The 16,828-nt window shown below is 42.1% G+C and carries 14 protein-coding genes; 8 read left to right on the top strand and 6 right to left on the bottom strand.

Going from position 1 to position 16,828, the window contains the following annotated elements; all coding sequences use genetic code 11:
- Nucleotides 1-48 precede the first annotated feature (48 nt).
- Nucleotides 49-414 (bottom strand): PilZ domain-containing protein, encoded by a 366-nt coding sequence (locus EVU92_RS16710; protein WP_130052174.1) that lies wholly within the window; start codon nucleotides 412-414, stop codon nucleotides 49-51.
- A gap of 115 nt (nucleotides 415-529) precedes the next feature.
- A complete protein-coding gene (ettA, locus tag EVU92_RS16705; protein WP_130052173.1) occupies nucleotides 530-2,203 on the bottom strand; it encodes an energy-dependent translational throttle protein EttA in 1,674 nt (557 codons plus the stop codon).
- 246 nt (nucleotides 2,204-2,449) lie between these two features.
- Between ettA and metA the strand changes: the two genes are divergently transcribed.
- The 4 genes from metA to EVU92_RS16685 all read left to right on the top strand — a co-directional run bounded on the left by metA (nucleotide 2,450) and on the right by EVU92_RS16685 (nucleotide 8,344).
- Nucleotides 2,450-3,397: a homoserine O-succinyltransferase gene (metA, locus tag EVU92_RS16700; protein ID WP_130052172.1), complete on the top strand. Its 948-nt coding sequence runs from the start codon at nucleotides 2,450-2,452 to the stop codon at nucleotides 3,395-3,397.
- Entirely contained in the window at nucleotides 3,387-4,454 is a 1,068-nt protein-coding gene (locus EVU92_RS16695) for a homocysteine S-methyltransferase family protein (RefSeq protein ID WP_130052171.1), read from the top strand. The genes metA and EVU92_RS16695 overlap by 11 nt, the downstream gene beginning before the upstream one ends.
- A 9-nt stretch (nucleotides 4,455-4,463) precedes the next feature.
- Nucleotides 4,464-7,094 carry a methionine synthase gene (gene metH / locus EVU92_RS16690; protein ID WP_130052170.1) on the top strand — a complete coding sequence of 877 codons (2,631 nt, stop codon included), beginning with the start codon at nucleotides 4,464-4,466 and terminating at the stop codon, nucleotides 7,092-7,094.
- 209 nt (nucleotides 7,095-7,303) lie between these two features.
- Nucleotides 7,304-8,344: a GGDEF domain-containing protein gene (locus EVU92_RS16685; RefSeq protein WP_130052169.1), complete on the top strand. Its 1,041-nt coding sequence runs from the start codon at nucleotides 7,304-7,306 to the stop codon at nucleotides 8,342-8,344.
- Nucleotides 8,345-8,384: 40 nt separating this feature from the next.
- Here the strand turns inward: EVU92_RS16685 and EVU92_RS16680 are convergent, their stop codons facing one another.
- Together EVU92_RS16680 and EVU92_RS16675 are read right to left on the bottom strand one after the other, a co-directional pair.
- On the bottom strand, nucleotides 8,385-8,582 hold the full coding sequence (locus EVU92_RS16680) for a CsbD family protein (RefSeq protein ID WP_130052324.1): 198 nt from the start codon (nucleotides 8,580-8,582) through the stop codon (nucleotides 8,385-8,387).
- A 196-nt stretch (nucleotides 8,583-8,778) separates the two neighbouring features.
- Entirely contained in the window at nucleotides 8,779-9,546 is a 768-nt protein-coding gene (locus EVU92_RS16675; protein ID WP_233786789.1) for a transporter substrate-binding domain-containing protein, read from the bottom strand.
- 169 nt (nucleotides 9,547-9,715) lie between these two features.
- Here EVU92_RS16675 and hrpB point away from each other — a divergent pair, with 169 nt between their 5' ends.
- The gene (hrpB, locus tag EVU92_RS16670; protein ID WP_130052168.1) at nucleotides 9,716-12,136 is read left to right on the top strand and encodes an ATP-dependent helicase HrpB; all 2,421 of its coding nucleotides are present in this window, start codon (nucleotides 9,716-9,718) and stop codon (nucleotides 12,134-12,136) included.
- Nucleotides 12,137-12,286: 150 nt separating this feature from the next.
- Nucleotides 12,287-12,724, top strand: coding sequence for an acyltransferase (locus EVU92_RS16665; RefSeq protein WP_130052167.1), 438 nt, complete (start codon nucleotides 12,287-12,289; stop codon nucleotides 12,722-12,724).
- Between the two features lie 7 nt (nucleotides 12,725-12,731).
- Here EVU92_RS16665 and EVU92_RS16660 read toward each other — a convergent pair whose 3' ends face one another.
- A complete protein-coding gene (locus EVU92_RS16660; protein WP_130052166.1) occupies nucleotides 12,732-13,820 on the bottom strand; it encodes an alkene reductase in 1,089 nt (362 codons plus the stop codon).
- A 98-nt stretch (nucleotides 13,821-13,918) separates the two neighbouring features.
- Nucleotides 13,919-14,806, bottom strand: coding sequence for a LysR substrate-binding domain-containing protein (locus EVU92_RS16655; RefSeq protein WP_130052165.1), 888 nt, complete (start codon nucleotides 14,804-14,806; stop codon nucleotides 13,919-13,921).
- A 110-nt stretch (nucleotides 14,807-14,916) separates the two neighbouring features.
- On the opposite strand from EVU92_RS16655, the gene EVU92_RS16650 reads away from it, so the two are divergent.
- Together EVU92_RS16650 and EVU92_RS16645 are read left to right on the top strand one after the other, a co-directional pair.
- Complete coding sequence (locus EVU92_RS16650) at nucleotides 14,917-16,098, top strand: MFS transporter (protein WP_130052164.1); 1,182 nt, start codon at nucleotides 14,917-14,919, stop codon at nucleotides 16,096-16,098.
- An 89-nt stretch (nucleotides 16,099-16,187) separates the two neighbouring features.
- A complete protein-coding gene (locus EVU92_RS16645; RefSeq protein WP_130052163.1) occupies nucleotides 16,188-16,655 on the top strand; it encodes a nuclear transport factor 2 family protein in 468 nt (155 codons plus the stop codon).
- The last annotated feature ends 173 nt before the right edge of the window (nucleotides 16,656-16,828 follow it).

Below are 16,828 nucleotides of genomic sequence, written 5' to 3'. Positions count from 1 at the left end.
ATTGGATAGCTGAATTTGCTACAGCATAACGAATCTACTGGCAAATGTTTACTCTGGTGCGTGAATTAAATGGCCTAACTCGCGATGTAATAATGCTTCATCACCCAAGTTTAGCTCAATCAGTCGTTTTAAGTGAGTAATACTATCAATATCTATATGTTCACAGCGAAGGCCTGCATGTTGATGCTCAATATGGCACAGCTCCACTTGCATTTTTATCTCGATATTTGACTCTGGCAGGGTAAAGATTAAGTCTGCCTTACTATGAATAGGCACTAAAAATGAATCACTTTTAGTAATAAGCGCACCTTGCAAAGATAGATCAAGTAACTGACAGTGGTAGTCGTTATCTTCGATGCGAAGAATCGCAGGGCAAGAAAATAATACCCGCGAAAACTCTCTGCGTTCATTCATAACTTTATCTCCACCTATATTAACTTAATGAGTATAGATCATTATGAAATTAGTGAGAGAAATGATTATAGCAACAAAAAAGCCCCTAAATCGGGGCTTTTTGAGTATCAGCTAATTAGCCAATTTTTTTGTATTTAATACGCTTAGGTTGTGCCGCTTCTGCGCCTAAGGTTTTCTTCAGCCACTCTTCGTATTCTGTGTAGTTACCATCGAAGAAGTTAATTTGGCCTTCGTCACGGTAATCAAGAATATGTGTAGCAATACGGTCAAGGAACCAACGGTCATGCGAGATACACATTACACAGCCTGGGAACTCTAAAATAGCGTTCTCAAGTGCACGTAATGTTTCAACGTCTAGGTCATTGGTAGGCTCATCCAGTAGTAACACGTTACCACCTGCTTTTAATAACTTAGCTAGATGTAAACGGTTGCGCTCACCACCTGATAAGTCTTTAACGAATTTTTGTTGGTCGTTACCTTTGAAGTTAAAGCGGCCAACATAGGCACGGCTTGGGAATTCAAAGTTACCAATTTTTAATACGTCTTGGCCGTTTGAGATTTCTTGGAAAACGGTGTTGCTTTCGTCCATGTCACCACGGAACTGATCAACGGTTGCAAGCTCAACAGTATCACCAACAAGGATCTCACCGCTATCTGGCGTTTCTTCACCACTTAGCATTTTGAACAGGGTTGATTTACCCGCACCATTAGCGCCGATAATACCTACGATAGCGCCTTTTGGCATTGCAAAGTTTAAGTCATCGATTAATACGCGATCGCCAAAGCTTTTCTTCAGACCTTTCACTTCGATAACTTGGTCACCTAAGCGTGGACCCGGTGGAATGAATAGTTCATTCGTTTCGTTACGCTTTTGGTAATCGTTTTGCTGTAGCTCAGAGAACTGTGCCATACGTGCTTTAGACTTAGCTTGACGGCCTTTCGGGTTTGAACGAACCCATTCAAGTTCTTGCGCGATTGATTTTTGACGTGCTTTTTCAGATTTCTGTTCTTGTTGTAAACGTAAATCTTTTTGCTCAAGCCACGATGAGTAGTTACCTTCCCAAGGAATACCTTCACCACGGTCAAGTTCTAAAATCCAACCTGCTACGTTATCTAAGAAGTAACGGTCGTGGGTTACAGCTACCACGGTACCTTCGTAGTCGTGTAAGAAGCGCTCTAACCAAGCAACAGACTCAGCATCTAAGTGGTTGGTTGGTTCATCAAGAATTAGCATATCTGGTTTTTCAAGTAGTAAACGACAGATCGCAACACGGCGACGCTCACCACCCGAAAGGTGTTCAATTTTTGCATCCCAAGGTGGTAAACGTAATGCATCAGCTGCACGTTCTAACACGTTGTCGATATTGTGACCATCGTGTGCTTGGATGATAGCTTCAAGTTCACCTTGTTCTTTGGCAAGTGCATCGAAGTCAGCACCGTCCATTGCATACTCGTTGTATACTTCATCTAAGCGATTCAGTGCATTTTTAACTTCGCTTACTGCTTCTTCTACTGTTTCGCGAACAGTTTTGCTTTCGTCTAAAACAGGCTCTTGCGGTAAGTAACCGATTTTAGTGCCAGGTTGAGGGCGAGCTTCACCTTCAAAGTCTTGATCAACACCAGCCATAATGCGAAGTAACGTTGATTTACCTGCACCGTTTAGACCTAGCACACCAATTTTTGCGCCTGGGAAAAAGTGTAAAGAAATATCTTTTAAGATAGTGCGCTTAGGTGGCACAACCTTAGAAACTCGACTCATCGAGAATATAAACTTATCTGGTAACACCATGAAAGGAGCCTTCAATTTATAAGAAAAATTAACAGCAAGTATTGTATACCCAAACTACCTCAAAATACAGAATTCAGCGTTTATGATAGGCTTAATATCAAGGTGTTATTTACTCAAAAAGTCATACATTTTAATTAATGACCACTCAGAAATATCACTTCATTTGGACATCTAAACATCTAGAGGTTGAAATTTCTAACTATCCGTTCATAATTAGCAGTCAGATAAGTGTGCTCGGAGCCAGCTATGCCCATTACAGTAAAAGATGAATTGCCAGCCATTGCAAAATTACGTCAAGAGAACGTGTTTGTAATGCCAAAAAGTCGTGCTAAAACGCAAGAGATTCGTCCAATGCGTTTGGCTATCTTAAACTTAATGCCAAACAAAGTTGAAACCGAAGTGCAATTTATTCGATTATTAGCTAACTCACCGTTACAAGTTAATGTTGAGTTGTTGAGGTTGGATACTCATCGCACGAGTAGTAACTCTGAGCAGCACATGGATACTTTCTATCGTTATTTTTCAGAAGTGAAAGATAATAACTACGATGCCATGATCATAACAGGCGCGCCGCTTGCTCATTTAGAGTATGACGAAGTTGCTTACTGGGATGAACTAAAAGTTATTTTAGATTGGGCAGAGCAGCATGTTACGTCTACGTTGTTTTCGTGTTGGGCGGCCCATGCTGGGCTTTATCATCACTATGGTCTGAAGCGTGATCTGAAACCAAATAAACTCAGTGGCGTATTTACCCATAAAAGTTATTTTGATCATGCGGCACTTACCCGAGGCTTTGATGACACCTTTTTAGTGCCACATTCTCGCTATGGTCATATTGATATCGAGAAGATCAATGCCTGCGATGAGCTGGTTGTGTTAGCAGGCTCTGAGCGAGTAGGTGCCTATTTAATTAAAAATAAATCAGGTAGCCAAGTATATATTACGGGCCATCCAGAGTACGATGCCCATACCCTAAAAGGGGAGTATTTGCGTGACCAAGAAAAATCAGCTGATGCGCCTAAGCCAGAAAACTACTTCCCTGACGATAACCCAGATAACGAACCGTCGAAAACGTGGCAAAGCCATGCCTTTTTATTGTTTTCGAATTGGTTAAACTATTATGTGTACCAAACTACACCGTATGATATTAACTTAGTTAGCCAAGATGTAAGGACTAACAACTATGCCGAGTAATGCAGTGAATAAACGCGAACAATTAACCGAGGCGCTAAAACAGCGAATTTTAATCCTCGATGGCGCGATGGGCACCATGATCCAAGAACATAAATTAGAAGAACAGGATTATCGCGGTGAGCGCTTTAAAGACTGGCATGTACTTATTAAAGGCAATAACGACTTATTAAGCCTGACTCAGCCAAAAATCATTGCTGATATTCACCGTGCTTACTTAGAAGCCGGTGCCGATATCATCGAAACCAATACTTTTAATGCCACGACTATTTCGATGGAAGATTACGACATGGCTAGCCTTAGCCGCGAAATCAACCTAGAGTCAGCTAAGCTTGCACGCAGCGTATGTGATGAGTTTGAAGCAAAAGATCCAAGCAAGCCTCGTTATGTTGCAGGCGTACTTGGACCAACATCAAAAACCTGTTCTATTTCGCCAGATGTAAACGATCCCGGTTATCGAAATATCAACTTTGATAAGCTGGTGGCCGCGTATGTTGAGTCAACACTTGCACTTATGGAAGGCGGTGCTGACCTTATTTTGATTGAAACTATCTTTGATACGCTTAATGCAAAAGCTGCTTCGTTCGCTGTGGAAGAAGCATTCGAACAGGCTGGTCGTAGTTTACCTGTGATGATCTCAGGCACCATTACCGATGCCTCAGGCCGTACTTTATCAGGCCAAACAACAGAAGCATTTTATAACTCAATTCGCCATATTAAGCCGCTATCAATCGGCCTTAACTGCGCCCTTGGCCCTGACTTACTGCGCCAGTATGTTGAAGAGTTATCCCGTGTTTGTGAAACCTTTACCTCGGTGCATCCAAATGCAGGTTTACCGAACGAGTTTGGCGAATATGATTTAGAAGCCCCTGAAATGGCAAAAGAAATTATTGATTGGGGCAAGTCTGGCTTTATCAACATTGTAGGTGGTTGTTGCGGCACCACACCGGCTCATATAAAGGCGTTTGCGAAAGGCCTTGAAGGTGTTAAACCTCGCCAATTACCTGAGCTTGAAGTGCGTATGCGCTTATCGGGCCTTGAAGCGTGTAACTTAAACTAGGAAACCGACATGACTGACCAAATTGCTGTATTTACTAACGTCGGTGAGCGTACCAATGTAACAGGCTCGGCTAAGTTTAAACGCTTAATCATGGAAGAAGATTACGAGACTGCCCTCGATGTTGCCCGTGAACAAGTAGAAAATGGTGCGCAAGTGATTGATATCAATATGGATGAAGCCATGTTGGATTCGAAAGCTGCGATGGTAAAGTTTTTAAATTTAATTGCATCAGAGCCTGATATCTCAAAAGTACCTATCATGGTCGACTCATCGAAATGGGACGTTATTGAAGCAGGCTTAAAATGTATTCAAGGTAAAGCCATTGTTAATTCAATTTCACTTAAAGAAGGTGAAGAACCGTTCATACGGCAAGCCAAAATAATAAAACGTTTTGGTGCCGCTGCGGTTGTTATGGCGTTTGATGAAGCCGGTCAAGCTGAAACCGCTGATCGTAAGTTCGAGATTTGTCAGCGTAGCTACAAAATACTTGTTGATGATATTGGCTTCCCGCCAGAAGATATTATTTTTGATCCAAATATTTTTGCTGTAGCAACGGGCATTGAAGAGCACGATAATTACGCTGTTGAATTTATTGAAGGTACGCGTCGAATCAAGCAAGGCTTACCGCACTGTAAAGTGTCGGGCGGTGTATCGAATGTGTCGTTTTCGTTCCGTGGTAACAACCCAGTACGCGAAGCTATCCACTCAGTGTTTTTATACCATGCGATTAAAGCGGGTATGGATATGGGTATTGTAAATGCTGGCCAATTAGCGGTTTACGACGATATCCCCGAAGAGCTGCGTAAAGCAGTGGAAGATGTGATCCTCAATACCGACCCCGGTGCAGGTGAGCGACTTGTTGAACTTGCACCAAAATACTCAGGTATGGCCCAAGCAGAAAAAGTTGAAGATTTAGAATGGCGTACATGGCCTGTTGAAAAGCGCCTTGAACACGCGCTAGTAAAAGGCATTACTGAGTATATCGACGAAGATACTGAAGAGTGCCGTAAGAGCAAAGCTAAGCCAATTGAAGTTATCGAAGGCCCGCTTATGGATGGCATGAACGTAGTGGGTGACTTATTCGGTGCGGGTAAAATGTTCTTACCTCAGGTTGTTAAATCTGCCCGTGTGATGAAGCGTGCCGTTGCCTATCTTGACCCTTTCATTGAAGCTGAAAAAGAAGAAGGCGCAACGAACGGTAAAGTGGTTATGGCAACCGTTAAGGGCGACGTGCACGATATTGGTAAGAATATCGTAGGCGTAGTACTGCAATGTAATAACTACGAGGTCATTGATCTTGGTGTGATGGTGCCGGCAGAGAAAATTTTGCAAACTGCTATTGACGAGAAAGCCGATATTATTGGTTTATCAGGGCTTATTACTCCATCGCTAGATGAAATGGTGCATGTGGCTAAAGAAATGACTCGCCGTGGTTTTGACTTACCACTACTGATTGGTGGTGCAACAACGTCTAAAGCGCATACCGCAGTTAAAATTGAGCCGCAGTATGATAAAGGTGTGGTTTACGTAAATAATGCTAGCCGTGCTGTGGGTGTGGTCTCTAATTTATTGTCTAAAGAATTAAAGCCAGCTTTTTTAGAGAAAACTAAAACTGAGTATGAAAAAGTACGTGAGCAACAAGCACGTAAAAAGCCACGTTCAAAACCAGTTACTTTGCAGCGTGCTCGCGACAACGCAGCTAAACTTGATTGGGACAACTACACGCCACCAGTGCCGAAAAGGTTGGGTGTGACTGAGTTTAAAAATGTTTCGATTGCGACGTTAAGACAGTACATCGACTGGACACCTTATTTCATGACGTGGTCAATCGCTGGTAAGTACCCACGTATTCTTGAAGATGAAATTGTTGGTGAACAAGCTAAAAGCTTATTCGCTGATGCCAACGCAATGCTTGATGAGCTTGAGCAGTCAGGTGCGCTACAACCTCTAGGTGTCATTGGGTTATTCCCTGCAAACCGAGTAGGGGATGACATTGAGATTTATACCGATGAGTCACGTACAACGCTTTTAACTACATCGTGTCATTTGCGTCAGCAAACGGAAAAAACCGACTTTGCTAACTACTGCTTAGCTGATTATATTGCGCCAAAAGGCACCCCTGATTACTTCGGGGCCTTTGCGGTAACTGGTGGTCTTGAAGAAGATGACCTTGCCGATGCCTTCGATGCTAAGCAAGATGATTACAATAAGATCATGGTTAAAGCAGTTGCAGACCGTTTAGCAGAAGCCTTTGCTGAGTATTTGCATGAGCAAGTGCGTAAAGAGTATTGGGGCTATGCGGTAGATGAGAATCTATCGAATGACGAACTTATCCGTGAAAACTACCAAGGTATTCGCCCAGCGCCAGGTTACCCTGCCTGTCCTGAGCATACAGAGAAGAAGAAAATTTGGCAGTTACTCGATACCGAGCAGCGTATTGGTATGAAGCTAACCAGTTCATACGCAATGTGGCCGGGAGCTGCTGTATCTGGCTGGTATTTTTCTCATCCTGAAGCTAAGTACTATGCTGTGGCGCAAATTCAAAAGGATCAGGTTGAAGATTATGCCAAGCGGACCAACATGACACTTGCAGAAGCTGAGCGTTGGTTGTCGCCTAATTTAGGCTATGAACCTGAATAGTAGTTAGTTATTAGCTTTAAATTTTAAATGAAACGAGCCAAATCTGGCTCGTTTTTTTACTGCTATATTGCCATTATTTTGTGCCCATTTTTTGATCATACTTTTTTATCTTTAATGCATTTTCATAGCTTAATTATTGGTAATTTCCTTCTAATTTAAATATTTGTGTTAAAGTTATTGAGGTTGAGCAAGGAGTCTAAGGTGGAATTGTGATTGATACTGTGAATGCAAGCGAGAGAGATAAAGCGCGATTCTTACGCGTATTTGCATTTATTGGTGCAGTGACCTCTTTGTTGATGTCGGTCACAAGTTATCAAGATGGCTACATCGCGTTAAGTTATTTATTAATTGTTGGCGTTGTAATTTTTGCTTTGCCTTTTTTAATAAAGGGGCGTGATCAATTTATCTCAGTACTCATGCTATACGCACTTTATGCAATGATGTGCTTCTTAACTGTCTCGGGTGGCAGCAATGGCACAGGGCCGTTATGGCTATTTATTGTATCTCCCGTGACCTTTTTTATTCGTGGCTTAAAGCGCGGTGCCTTTGATCTTATATTACTCGCCATTATTATCTCGGTGCTTTTCTACTTTACCGATCAATTAGGTTATTACAGTTATCCGAGCTACTACTTTCCTACACGGGTCATGCTGTGTTTCTCGATTTTATGTATTTTGGCCGGCTTCTACGAATATTACCGTAATAAATACAGTTTGCAGTTAATGGAGCAACTTAAGCTTAATCAAAAGCTTGCTCGCACAGACGCGATGACAGAACTCGCTAATCGTCGCTATGCAACAGAATGTTTGCAAGATGAGCGCTTTGGTGAAGGGTCAGTGTTTTTACTGATGGATGTAGATAACTTTAAGCAGATAAACGATACCTACGGACATCAAGTGGGCGATGAGGTGCTGATATTTTTTGCTGATGTATTTAAAAAAGTGTGCGAAGAAGGAGATGTTATTTCCCGTTGGGGGGGCGAAGAGTTTTTAATTGTGATCCCGACAGGCTATGAACTTAGGGCCAGAAAAGTAGCTGAAAAAATACATAAAAAACTCGCTGAAAAGCCATTTAAGAGTGGCCAGCATCGTTTTCATGTCACCTTAAGTATTGGCTTGTACGTGCGCGTTGCTGGTGAGAGCATGGATCATTGTTTAAACATTGCCGACAAACGGCTATACCGTGCTAAATCACAAGGTAAAAATCAAACGGTCGCTGAAGTAGATTTAGCAAAGCATGAGCCAGCTTAAAATATAAAGCCGCAATAAGCGGCTTTATTGATTGCTCAAATTAATGGCCTTTTTCAAAGTCGCTGACTTCACGCTCAGCTTCTTCTTTCGATTTACCGTATTTTTGCTGAAGCTTACCAACCAGCTCTTTACGGCTACCTTCAATTTTATCTAAATCATCATTGGTAAGGTCACCCCATTTACGTTGTGCTTTACCTTTAAGCTCTTTCCAATTGCCTTCTAAACGATCGCTGTTCATCATAATCTCCTTACTTTGTTAAACATTCACTTTAATAAAAGCAATCGCTGTACCATATGTTTTATTTGGTTAACTTGTTGATTAGTAGTTGTTTTATTTTTATGATAGTAAGAAGGGAGGATAGAAAGTTGCAATTACTACGTAGTTTTTAAAGAAAGTCTGTAAAATTTTCTGTTCCGGTAGTGCTTTATGCTGCTCAGTGACTTTTAGATGTATAGCGATTTATTATACGTATATATTCTTCAGTTGATTTGAGCTTACGTAAGCTCTCGTTAAATAGGTCTCTTAAGGCTTCGTCACGAAATAAAAAGCCGTTCGAATTCTTGCCAAATAATGCAAATCGTTGCACTGGTTCAGAGACATCAATTTCCCCCTTGATGTTAATTAATGCTCGGTAATAGTCAAAAATTTTACCGTCCATCTGGATCACCTCATAGCGCTTTCGATACAAAAGTTGAACTTGTGCTAATTGATCATAAGTTTCTGCGTATTGTGGATTTTCTCTGGCCATTACTTGATATTCTGGCGAGAGTAATTCTTTAGCACCTTGCCATGAAAGAACACTAAAGTGTTTTAATTGGCCAATAGAATTAAGCTGAAGGTTTTGTTTGGTTAGGCTAAAAGCAAAGTTCTCATAGCTGTAAGCAATATCTGAAAAGTAGCCGCTCATTCTATGAGTCTCGATAACTTTTTCATTTATATCATAAACAACATCAACTAAGTTTTCATTGTATAAAGTGATCCGTCTTGCATAGGGGACGTAGACGAATTGTATTTGATAACCATGTGCACCGAGTGTCGCGCGAAGCAAGTCCGGAATAATGCCGGAGTTGTCTTCAACCATTACCCAAGGCGGCATGGTATTTCCAAGTGCTACCGTAATTTTTTGCTGACTAAACGCATTTTGAAACGGCAAAACCAAAAGTAGCAAGGTGATTAAAATGTGAAAGTAAATCCTGAACAAGTTAATTCCTTATCCTGATTTTTGTTTGGTTGCTTAATCAAGAATAAGCCTAAACAGGCAGAATGCAATGTTTTCACTTGTAAAACTCGATACAGAAAATAAGCCTCTATTCATCGCAACTTTTGATTTTTTGATACAATGCGCGAAAAGAAAGTAAGAGATACCTAACGTGCTGCCAGTTCAAGATATTTATCAATCCCTGTTAACCACATTACAGAGTAACCCTATGGCCTTATTGCAAGCGCCACCGGGAGCGGGTAAATCAACATGGCTGCCTCTTACCTTGATGCGCGAAGGGCACTTTAAACGCATTGTAATGTTAGAGCCAAGACGACTCGCCGCTCGCAATATTGCTCAGTACTTGGCAAGTCAGCAAAATGAAAAAGTCGGCGGAAGTGTCGGCTTACGTATTCGTGGCGAATCAAAAGTAAGCGCTGCAACAAAGCTCGAAATAGTCACCGAAGGCATGCTGACGCGTATGTTACAAAATGACCCAGAGCTAAGTGATGTTGATTTACTTATATTTGATGAATTTCACGAGCGCTCAATTGCTGCAGATACAGCTTTGGCATTTGCCCTCGAAACACAGGCGGCACTTCGCGATGATTTAAAAATCTTACTGATGTCGGCAACCTTAGACGGCGATCGTTACAGTGACTTTTTTAGCTGCCCTATTATCTCATCTCAAGGGCGAAGCTACCCCATTGATGAAGTGTATATTCCACTTAAAGACGAAAGCCGCTGGCTTGATGATATACCCGCCGTGATAAAACAGGCGCTTAGTGAGCAAACGGGTAGTGCTTTAGTATTCTTACCAGGACGGCGTGAAATCATACGCGTTCAGCAATCTCTAAACGATTTAGCTGATAGTGTCGAAGTATTTAGCTTGTATGGTGAGCAAAATAAAAACGAGCAACAAGCTGCTATAGCGCCAGCTAAAAATGGCAAACGCAAAGTGGTATTAACCACCAATGTGGCTGAAACCAGTTTGACCATTGAAGGAATACGCATTGTGGTTGATAGCGGCAAACGCCGTGCTGCTAATTTCAATTTAAAAACCGGTGTCACTGAACTTGTTACTCAAAGTATCTCTCGTTCTTCAGCTATACAGCGCGGTGGTCGTGCTGGACGTATTGAGCCGGGGGTTGTGTATCGATTAGGCTCTAAGCAAACCTTTGAGCGCCGTAACAGCCATGATGCGCCAGAAATTCTTACCAGTGATATTAGTCAGTTGTTATTAGAGACAAAACAGTGGGGGGCATCACTTGCTGAGCTAAGCTTACTCGACCCACCAAGTAGCCAGCAAATTAAGCAGGCAACGGCACTTTTGAAAATGCTCGAAGCTATTGATGAAAATGAAAAGCTGACCTCGCTTGGCAGCCAAATGCTGAGCTATGGAGCCGATATTCGCCTCTCGCACATGCTTATTAAAGCAAAGCAACTAGAGCAGCGCATGCCTGGTATTTATATATTAGCGGGGTATTTAACTGCACTGCTTGAAAGCCGCATTAGTATGCCTGCTGATCTTAATTTGGCATTACATAGTCAGCACAGCAAACCGCACCCAGTATTTAAGCAGCAATTAACTTATTGGCTATCACGCTTGCAGCTCAAGCCGGTTGATGAGCTTAAAACAGAGTATTTAGCGGTGCTGGTGGCGCTTGCTTTTCCTGACCGCCTAGCAAAAAAGCGCGGTAATGGTTATTTACTTGCCAATGGTGCAGGGGCTGATTTAAGTGAGGAGTTTTGGCATAACGATGATTACATTGCCATTGCTCACATGGGCGGCCATAAGGGAAACCGTATTTTTGCCGCTGTTGCCTTTATGCCAAGTGAGCTTGAAGGTGAGCTCTCGCATTTATTTACTGAGCAAACCCGTTGTGAGTACGATGAAAAAACGGGGCGTTTTATCCATCAAGATGAGCTAAAGCTTGGTGCTATCACCATAGCGAGTCAGCCAAGTAAACACCCCTTAGATAAGAGTGAGCGCACTAAGGCCTGGCTAAGTTTATTTAGTAAACATGGCTTTTCGTTATTTAATGAGCAACCCGATAGTGAGCAGTTACTGATTCGAATGAGCTTAGCAAGTAAGCTATTACCCGAATCATTCCCACTTTTTAATCGTGATGAATTAATTGGTGATAACCAATGGCTTGCACCTTATTTTGATGATATTAAAAACCTTGAGCAGTTAAAAAAGTTTAACTACAGCGAAGCGATTAAAAGCTGTTTTGATTGGCAGCAGCAAAGCTTATTAAATGAATTACTGCCCTTACGATTAATCGTGCCAAGTGGTTCAAATGTAAAAGTGACTTATCAGCTTGATGGCCCTGCAAAGCTAAGTGTTCGTATGCAAGAAGTGTATGGCATGACCAGTACGCCTTTACTTGCGCAAGGTAAGTTGCCGTTATTAATGGAGTTATTATCGCCAGCTCGGCGACCGCTGCAGCTAACCCAAGACTTAGCTAACTTTTGGCAAACAAGTTACCGCGACGTGCAAAAAGAAATGAAAGGGCGTTACCCAAAACATTTTTGGCCAGACAACCCTGCCATCAGTCAAGCGACCAACAAAGTGAAAAGTAAAATGTGACTGTAATGAAGTGAGCGCTTAGCTCAGCTTTATTGCCTACCTTAGAGCTGCTCACTTCATAAACCGTTACAATTTCTAGCCTTGTTTTGGTTTCTCTTTTACTGGTTGTTTAGTAGTCTGAATTAGTCATTAGTAAAAAAGAGAAAGTCGGTGTCTGCTGCTATAACCCTTACTCAATACGTTAAAAAACGCACAGGTGTGCCCATTGGCCATAAAGATTCGCTGCGCAATATGCTGACACGTTCGCTGGGGGCGAGTTCGTTTTATCTATTTTGGCGATATTGGAACCCGGTGTGGAGCTATTATTTGTCTCGTTATGTGATGAAGCCTTGCAATGACATTATGCCGGTTTGGTGTGCCGTTGTGGTGACCTTTGCTGTAAGCGGAGCGCTGCACGATTTAGCAGTGAGTTTAGTGAAGTTAAAGCCAATATTCTTTTTTACTCCTTGGTTTACTGTGATGGGCGCTTTGGTATTGCTAAGCAAGTACAGCCAACTTCAGTTTAGCTCTGCTCCTTGGTGGTTAAGAGCGCTCGCCAACATCAGCTTTATTGTGCTGGGCTATTGGTTGACGAGCCACCTTTTTTAGCGTGTTATTACGTTGCTAAAGGGTAGTCGGTGTAGCCTTTAGCACCGCCTCCAAATAAGGTATCTGGATCATGCTGAGCAAGCTCAATACCTTGTTCAATACGAGCTGGCAGATCTGGGTTGGCAACAAACGGACGACCAAAGCCAATTAAATCAGCCCAACCTGCGGCTAATGCTTGCTCTGCTTTATCGCCAGTGTACTTGCCTGCATAAATCATTAATCCGGCATAGTTTTCACGTAGTGCTTGCTTAAAGCTTTGCTCCATTAGTGGCGCGTCATCCCAATCAGCTTCGGCAATGTGCAAGTAAGCAACGTTTAGGTCATTGAGTACTTTTGCTGCGCCAATATAGGTTTCAAAGGGGTTATCATCAACCGTACCATTGAGTGTTGTGAGTGGTGCAAGGCGCACGCCTACACGCTCAGCGCCAATTTCATCACAAACCGCTTGTGTCACTTGTTGTAAAAAACGTAAGCGGTTTTCTAAACTGCCGCCGTATTCATCAGTGCGTTGGTTCGACTCTGAATCAATAAATTGATTAATTAAATAACCATTAGCAGCATGTAGTTCAATACCATCAAACCCCGCATCAACTGCATTGCGGGCAGCTTGGCGGTATTCGTTTATAACCTGTTTGATGTCGTCATGGCTCATTGCGAGTGGCAGTGATGTGGCAACAAAGTCGGGTTTGTCATCTTCATCAATAAAAACTTTTACGTCCTTGGCTGCAATAGCTGATGGCGCAATGGGTTGCTCGCCACCCGTGTTACTTGGGTGAGACACTCGGCCAACATGCCAAAGCTGAGCGAACATAATGCCACCAGCTTGATGAACTTTGTCGGTTACTTTCTTCCAACCGACAATTTGCTCGGGAGTATAAATACCCGGCGTCCAAGCATAGCCCTTACCTAGTGCTGATATTTGTGTACCTTCGCTAATGATTAAGCCTGCGCTGGCACGTTGGGCATAGTAGTCGGCCATTAACTCATTGGCGATATCACCCGGTTGTGATGAGCGAGAGCGTGTCATTGGTGGCATAACAATGCGGTTTTTTAATGTATGACCGGCAAGTTGTACGGTTTCGAATAATTTGTTCATTACGGCTCCTTAAAAGCGAATATGCTTTCAGCATAACGAAAGTTATTTATGAAATTAATGCCAGTAATCACAAAACACTTTTGCTAAAAATGAAAAAACTAGAGCGTTAACCTTGGTGCTATAAAGTCTAAAAATGCTAATACTCGTGATGACACACCGCTGTTTTGATAATACACCGCATGCACTTTTTCGCGGCGATTAGGGCTAAGCACTTCGCCTTCGAGCACTTTTACTAAACGGCCTGCTTTTAAATCTTCATTGATCATAAATTCCGACAACAAGGTAATGCCGTGACCTTGAATACAAAGCTGGCGAACAGTTTCACCACTTGAAGCACTGATTGAAAATTTAAGCTCTAAAGGCGTGGTTAGCGGCCAGTGGTTTAAATGCGGTGCATCGGTAAAACCAATAAGTTGTTGTGAGGCTAAGTCGGTTAGCTCATTTAATGGTGGTGCAGCTTGTAAATAATCAGGGCTTGCTACTAGCTGTAGTTTGCTTATGCCCAAAGTGCGCGCATGCAAGTTTGAGTCAGCAAGTTCGCCAATACGAATGGCAATATCGGTTTTATGTTCAAGCAAATCGATAATGTTGTCGTGGCTGGTGATCTCGAGCTTTATATCAGGATAAGCGTGATTAAAGGCTTTTAAATGTGGCGCTAATTGGTGAAACACAAAGGGGCTCGCGGCATCGACTCTTAACTTTCCTGATGGGGCACTGTGTAGGAGTTTTAAGGCTTCTTCGCCTTGTGCAAGCTGACTGAGTGCTTCTCTAGCATAGCCTAAAAATAACTCGCCTTCTTCGGTCAGCTCAATGCGCCTTGTAGTGCGATTGAATAAAGTAACGTTTAAGGATTTTTCGAGCCGAGTCACCGCCCGTGATATTTTTGCTACTTGCTCATCTAAGGCATTGGCTGCACTTGAGAACCCGCCGGTATCAACCACGCTAATAAATGCTTCTAAATCTTGGGTATTGGAGACCACACTCATGGCTTTACCTTTTCATTTTTGACAAAAGTATTTTGTCACTATCGCTATTTTTTGCAAATTTAATTTTAGCCACAATAGCCGCACTTTCAAAAATTAATAGAGGATATGTGATGCCAATAGCATTACTTGCGTTAACTCTCAGTGCGTTTGCCATAGGCACCACTGAGTTTGTGATTGTCGGCTTAGTACCAACTATCGCTGATGATTTGATGGTTTCGTTACCGAGTGCTGGGTTACTTGTTAGCTTGTATGCATTAGGGGTTGCGGTGGGGGCGCCAGTACTAACTGCGCTTACCGGGCGCTGGAATCGAAAACATGTATTACTTAGTTTAATGAGTCTTTTTGTTATCGGTAACTTACTGGCTTGGCAAGCACCTAGTTATGGTAGTTTGATCACCGCAAGGGTTCTAACAGGCCTTGCTCATGGGGTATTTTTCTCGATTGGTTCAACCATCGCTACCGGGCTTGTCAGTAAAGATAAAGAAGCCAGTGCTATCGCGATTATGTTTACTGGTTTAACGGTTGCATTAGTAACTGGTGTGCCATTAGGGACTTGGATTGGTCAACATTTTGGCTGGCGAGCGACCTTTTTAGTGGTGTCTTTGTTGGGTTTAATAGCACTTATTGGCAGTGCATTTTTAATTCCAAGCAACTTAAAGCAAAGTAAAGCAGCCACGTTGGGTGAGCAATTAAAGGTAATGGTGCAACCTAGGCTTTTACTGGTGTATTTGATGACCATACTTGGTTATGGTGGGACATTTACTGCCTTCACTTATTTAGCGCCTATTTTAGAGCAGCAAACTGGTTTTGCATCTGCCACCATTAGCTTAATCATGCTGGTTTACGGGGTATCGGTTGCTGTTGGGAATATATACGGTGGTAAGTTAGCCGATAAAAAGGGCCCGATTAGTGCGCTTACTATTATCTTTAGTGCTTTAAGTATTGTGCTATTAGTACTGACCTTTACCATGCAATCTAAAGTAGCAGCGGTACTAACCATACTCGTATGGGGTGCATTTGCATTTGGTAATGTTCCTGGGCTGCAAGTTTATGTGGTTAAACTTGCTGAAAAATTCACACCCAATGCCGTTGATGTGGCCTCTGGGTTAAACATTGCAGCGTTTAATATCGGTATTGCGCTAGGTTCAGTGTTAGGAGGCGTTGTCGTTGAAAACTACTCATTACAAGACACTGCTTGGATTGGCGCTATTATTAGTTTAGCGGCGTTAATTGCAACAAGATACAGCGGTTATTTAGATAAACGAGCGCTTATAAAGCCACAAACAGCTTAAAAATAAACTATTGATAGTTAGGGGGGTTGTCGTTATTTTAGGTTCGTAATTTGATTCTTAGTCAATAACTAAAACCACAAGGAATAACGATGAAGCACCTTTATTTTCTGGCTATTTGTTTGCTAAGCGCATTTAGCAGCCATGCAAAGCAAGCTAACCCAGAGCTGACAGCATTAGCACAGCAGTACTTCAATACCATGGTTGCAACACAAGCACCTAATGCCACCAAAAAAGAGTTAGAAGCCTTTTTAGCTTTATTAACTGACGACGTAGCAAACCAGCATTTACCTTATCAAACTGATGATTCAAGAGAACCAGATGGTAAAGCCATGATGCGCAAAGGCATGACTTTTTACCTTGGGGCGCACACTGAATATCAAGCAAACTTACTCGATACCTTTATTTTTAATGATTCGGCCATTGCCTTACGTTATACCCATCACGCTAAAGGTATACACCCACAAAACCAGCAAGAAATTGAATACACGCAAACCATTATGGATGTGCTCGAAATAGAAGATGGCAAGATAGCGGTTATTCGTAAATACCACGAATGAATCCATCAATTTTGAATTAGGCTACTTTTCTACGATCCTTTTTCATATAAATAACCTAAACTTAATGATGATAAATTTAGTTCGTATCAATGACATTGGCTTAAATTTAGACTGAGTAAAATTTTATTTGTGCGGTGATGTAATTTAAGTGCATCCCAAAAATGATGTTTTAT

The sequence above is a fragment of the Pseudoalteromonas sp. MEBiC 03485 genome, assembly GCF_004195145.1.
Taxonomy (GTDB): Bacteria; Pseudomonadota; Gammaproteobacteria; order Enterobacterales; family Alteromonadaceae; genus Pseudoalteromonas; species Pseudoalteromonas apostichopi.
The sequence above is the reverse complement of the archived record's forward strand: the minus strand, read 5'-3'. Positions and strand labels throughout refer to the sequence as shown.

Excerpts from the sequence above, each read along its gene's own strand:
- EVU92_RS16710 (WP_130052174.1), bottom strand. The coding sequence starts at position 414 with ATGAATGAACGCAGAGAGTTTTCGCGGGTATTATTTTCTTGCCCTGCG.
- ettA (WP_130052173.1), bottom strand. The coding sequence starts at position 2,203 with ATGGTGTTACCAGATAAGTTTATATTCTCGATGAGTCGAGTTTCTAAG.
- metA (WP_130052172.1), top strand. The coding sequence starts at position 2,450 with ATGCCCATTACAGTAAAAGATGAATTGCCAGCCATTGCAAAATTACGT.
- EVU92_RS16695 (WP_130052171.1), top strand. The coding sequence starts at position 3,387 with ATGCCGAGTAATGCAGTGAATAAACGCGAACAATTAACCGAGGCGCTA.
- metH (WP_130052170.1), top strand. The coding sequence starts at position 4,464 with ATGACTGACCAAATTGCTGTATTTACTAACGTCGGTGAGCGTACCAAT.
- EVU92_RS16680 (WP_130052324.1), bottom strand. The coding sequence starts at position 8,582 with ATGAACAGCGATCGTTTAGAAGGCAATTGGAAAGAGCTTAAAGGTAAA.
- EVU92_RS16660 (WP_130052166.1), bottom strand. The coding sequence starts at position 13,820 with ATGAACAAATTATTCGAAACCGTACAACTTGCCGGTCATACATTAAAA.
- EVU92_RS16655 (WP_130052165.1), bottom strand. The coding sequence starts at position 14,806 with ATGAGTGTGGTCTCCAATACCCAAGATTTAGAAGCATTTATTAGCGTG.
- EVU92_RS16650 (WP_130052164.1), top strand. The coding sequence starts at position 14,917 with ATGCCAATAGCATTACTTGCGTTAACTCTCAGTGCGTTTGCCATAGGC.
- EVU92_RS16645 (WP_130052163.1), top strand. The coding sequence starts at position 16,188 with ATGAAGCACCTTTATTTTCTGGCTATTTGTTTGCTAAGCGCATTTAGC.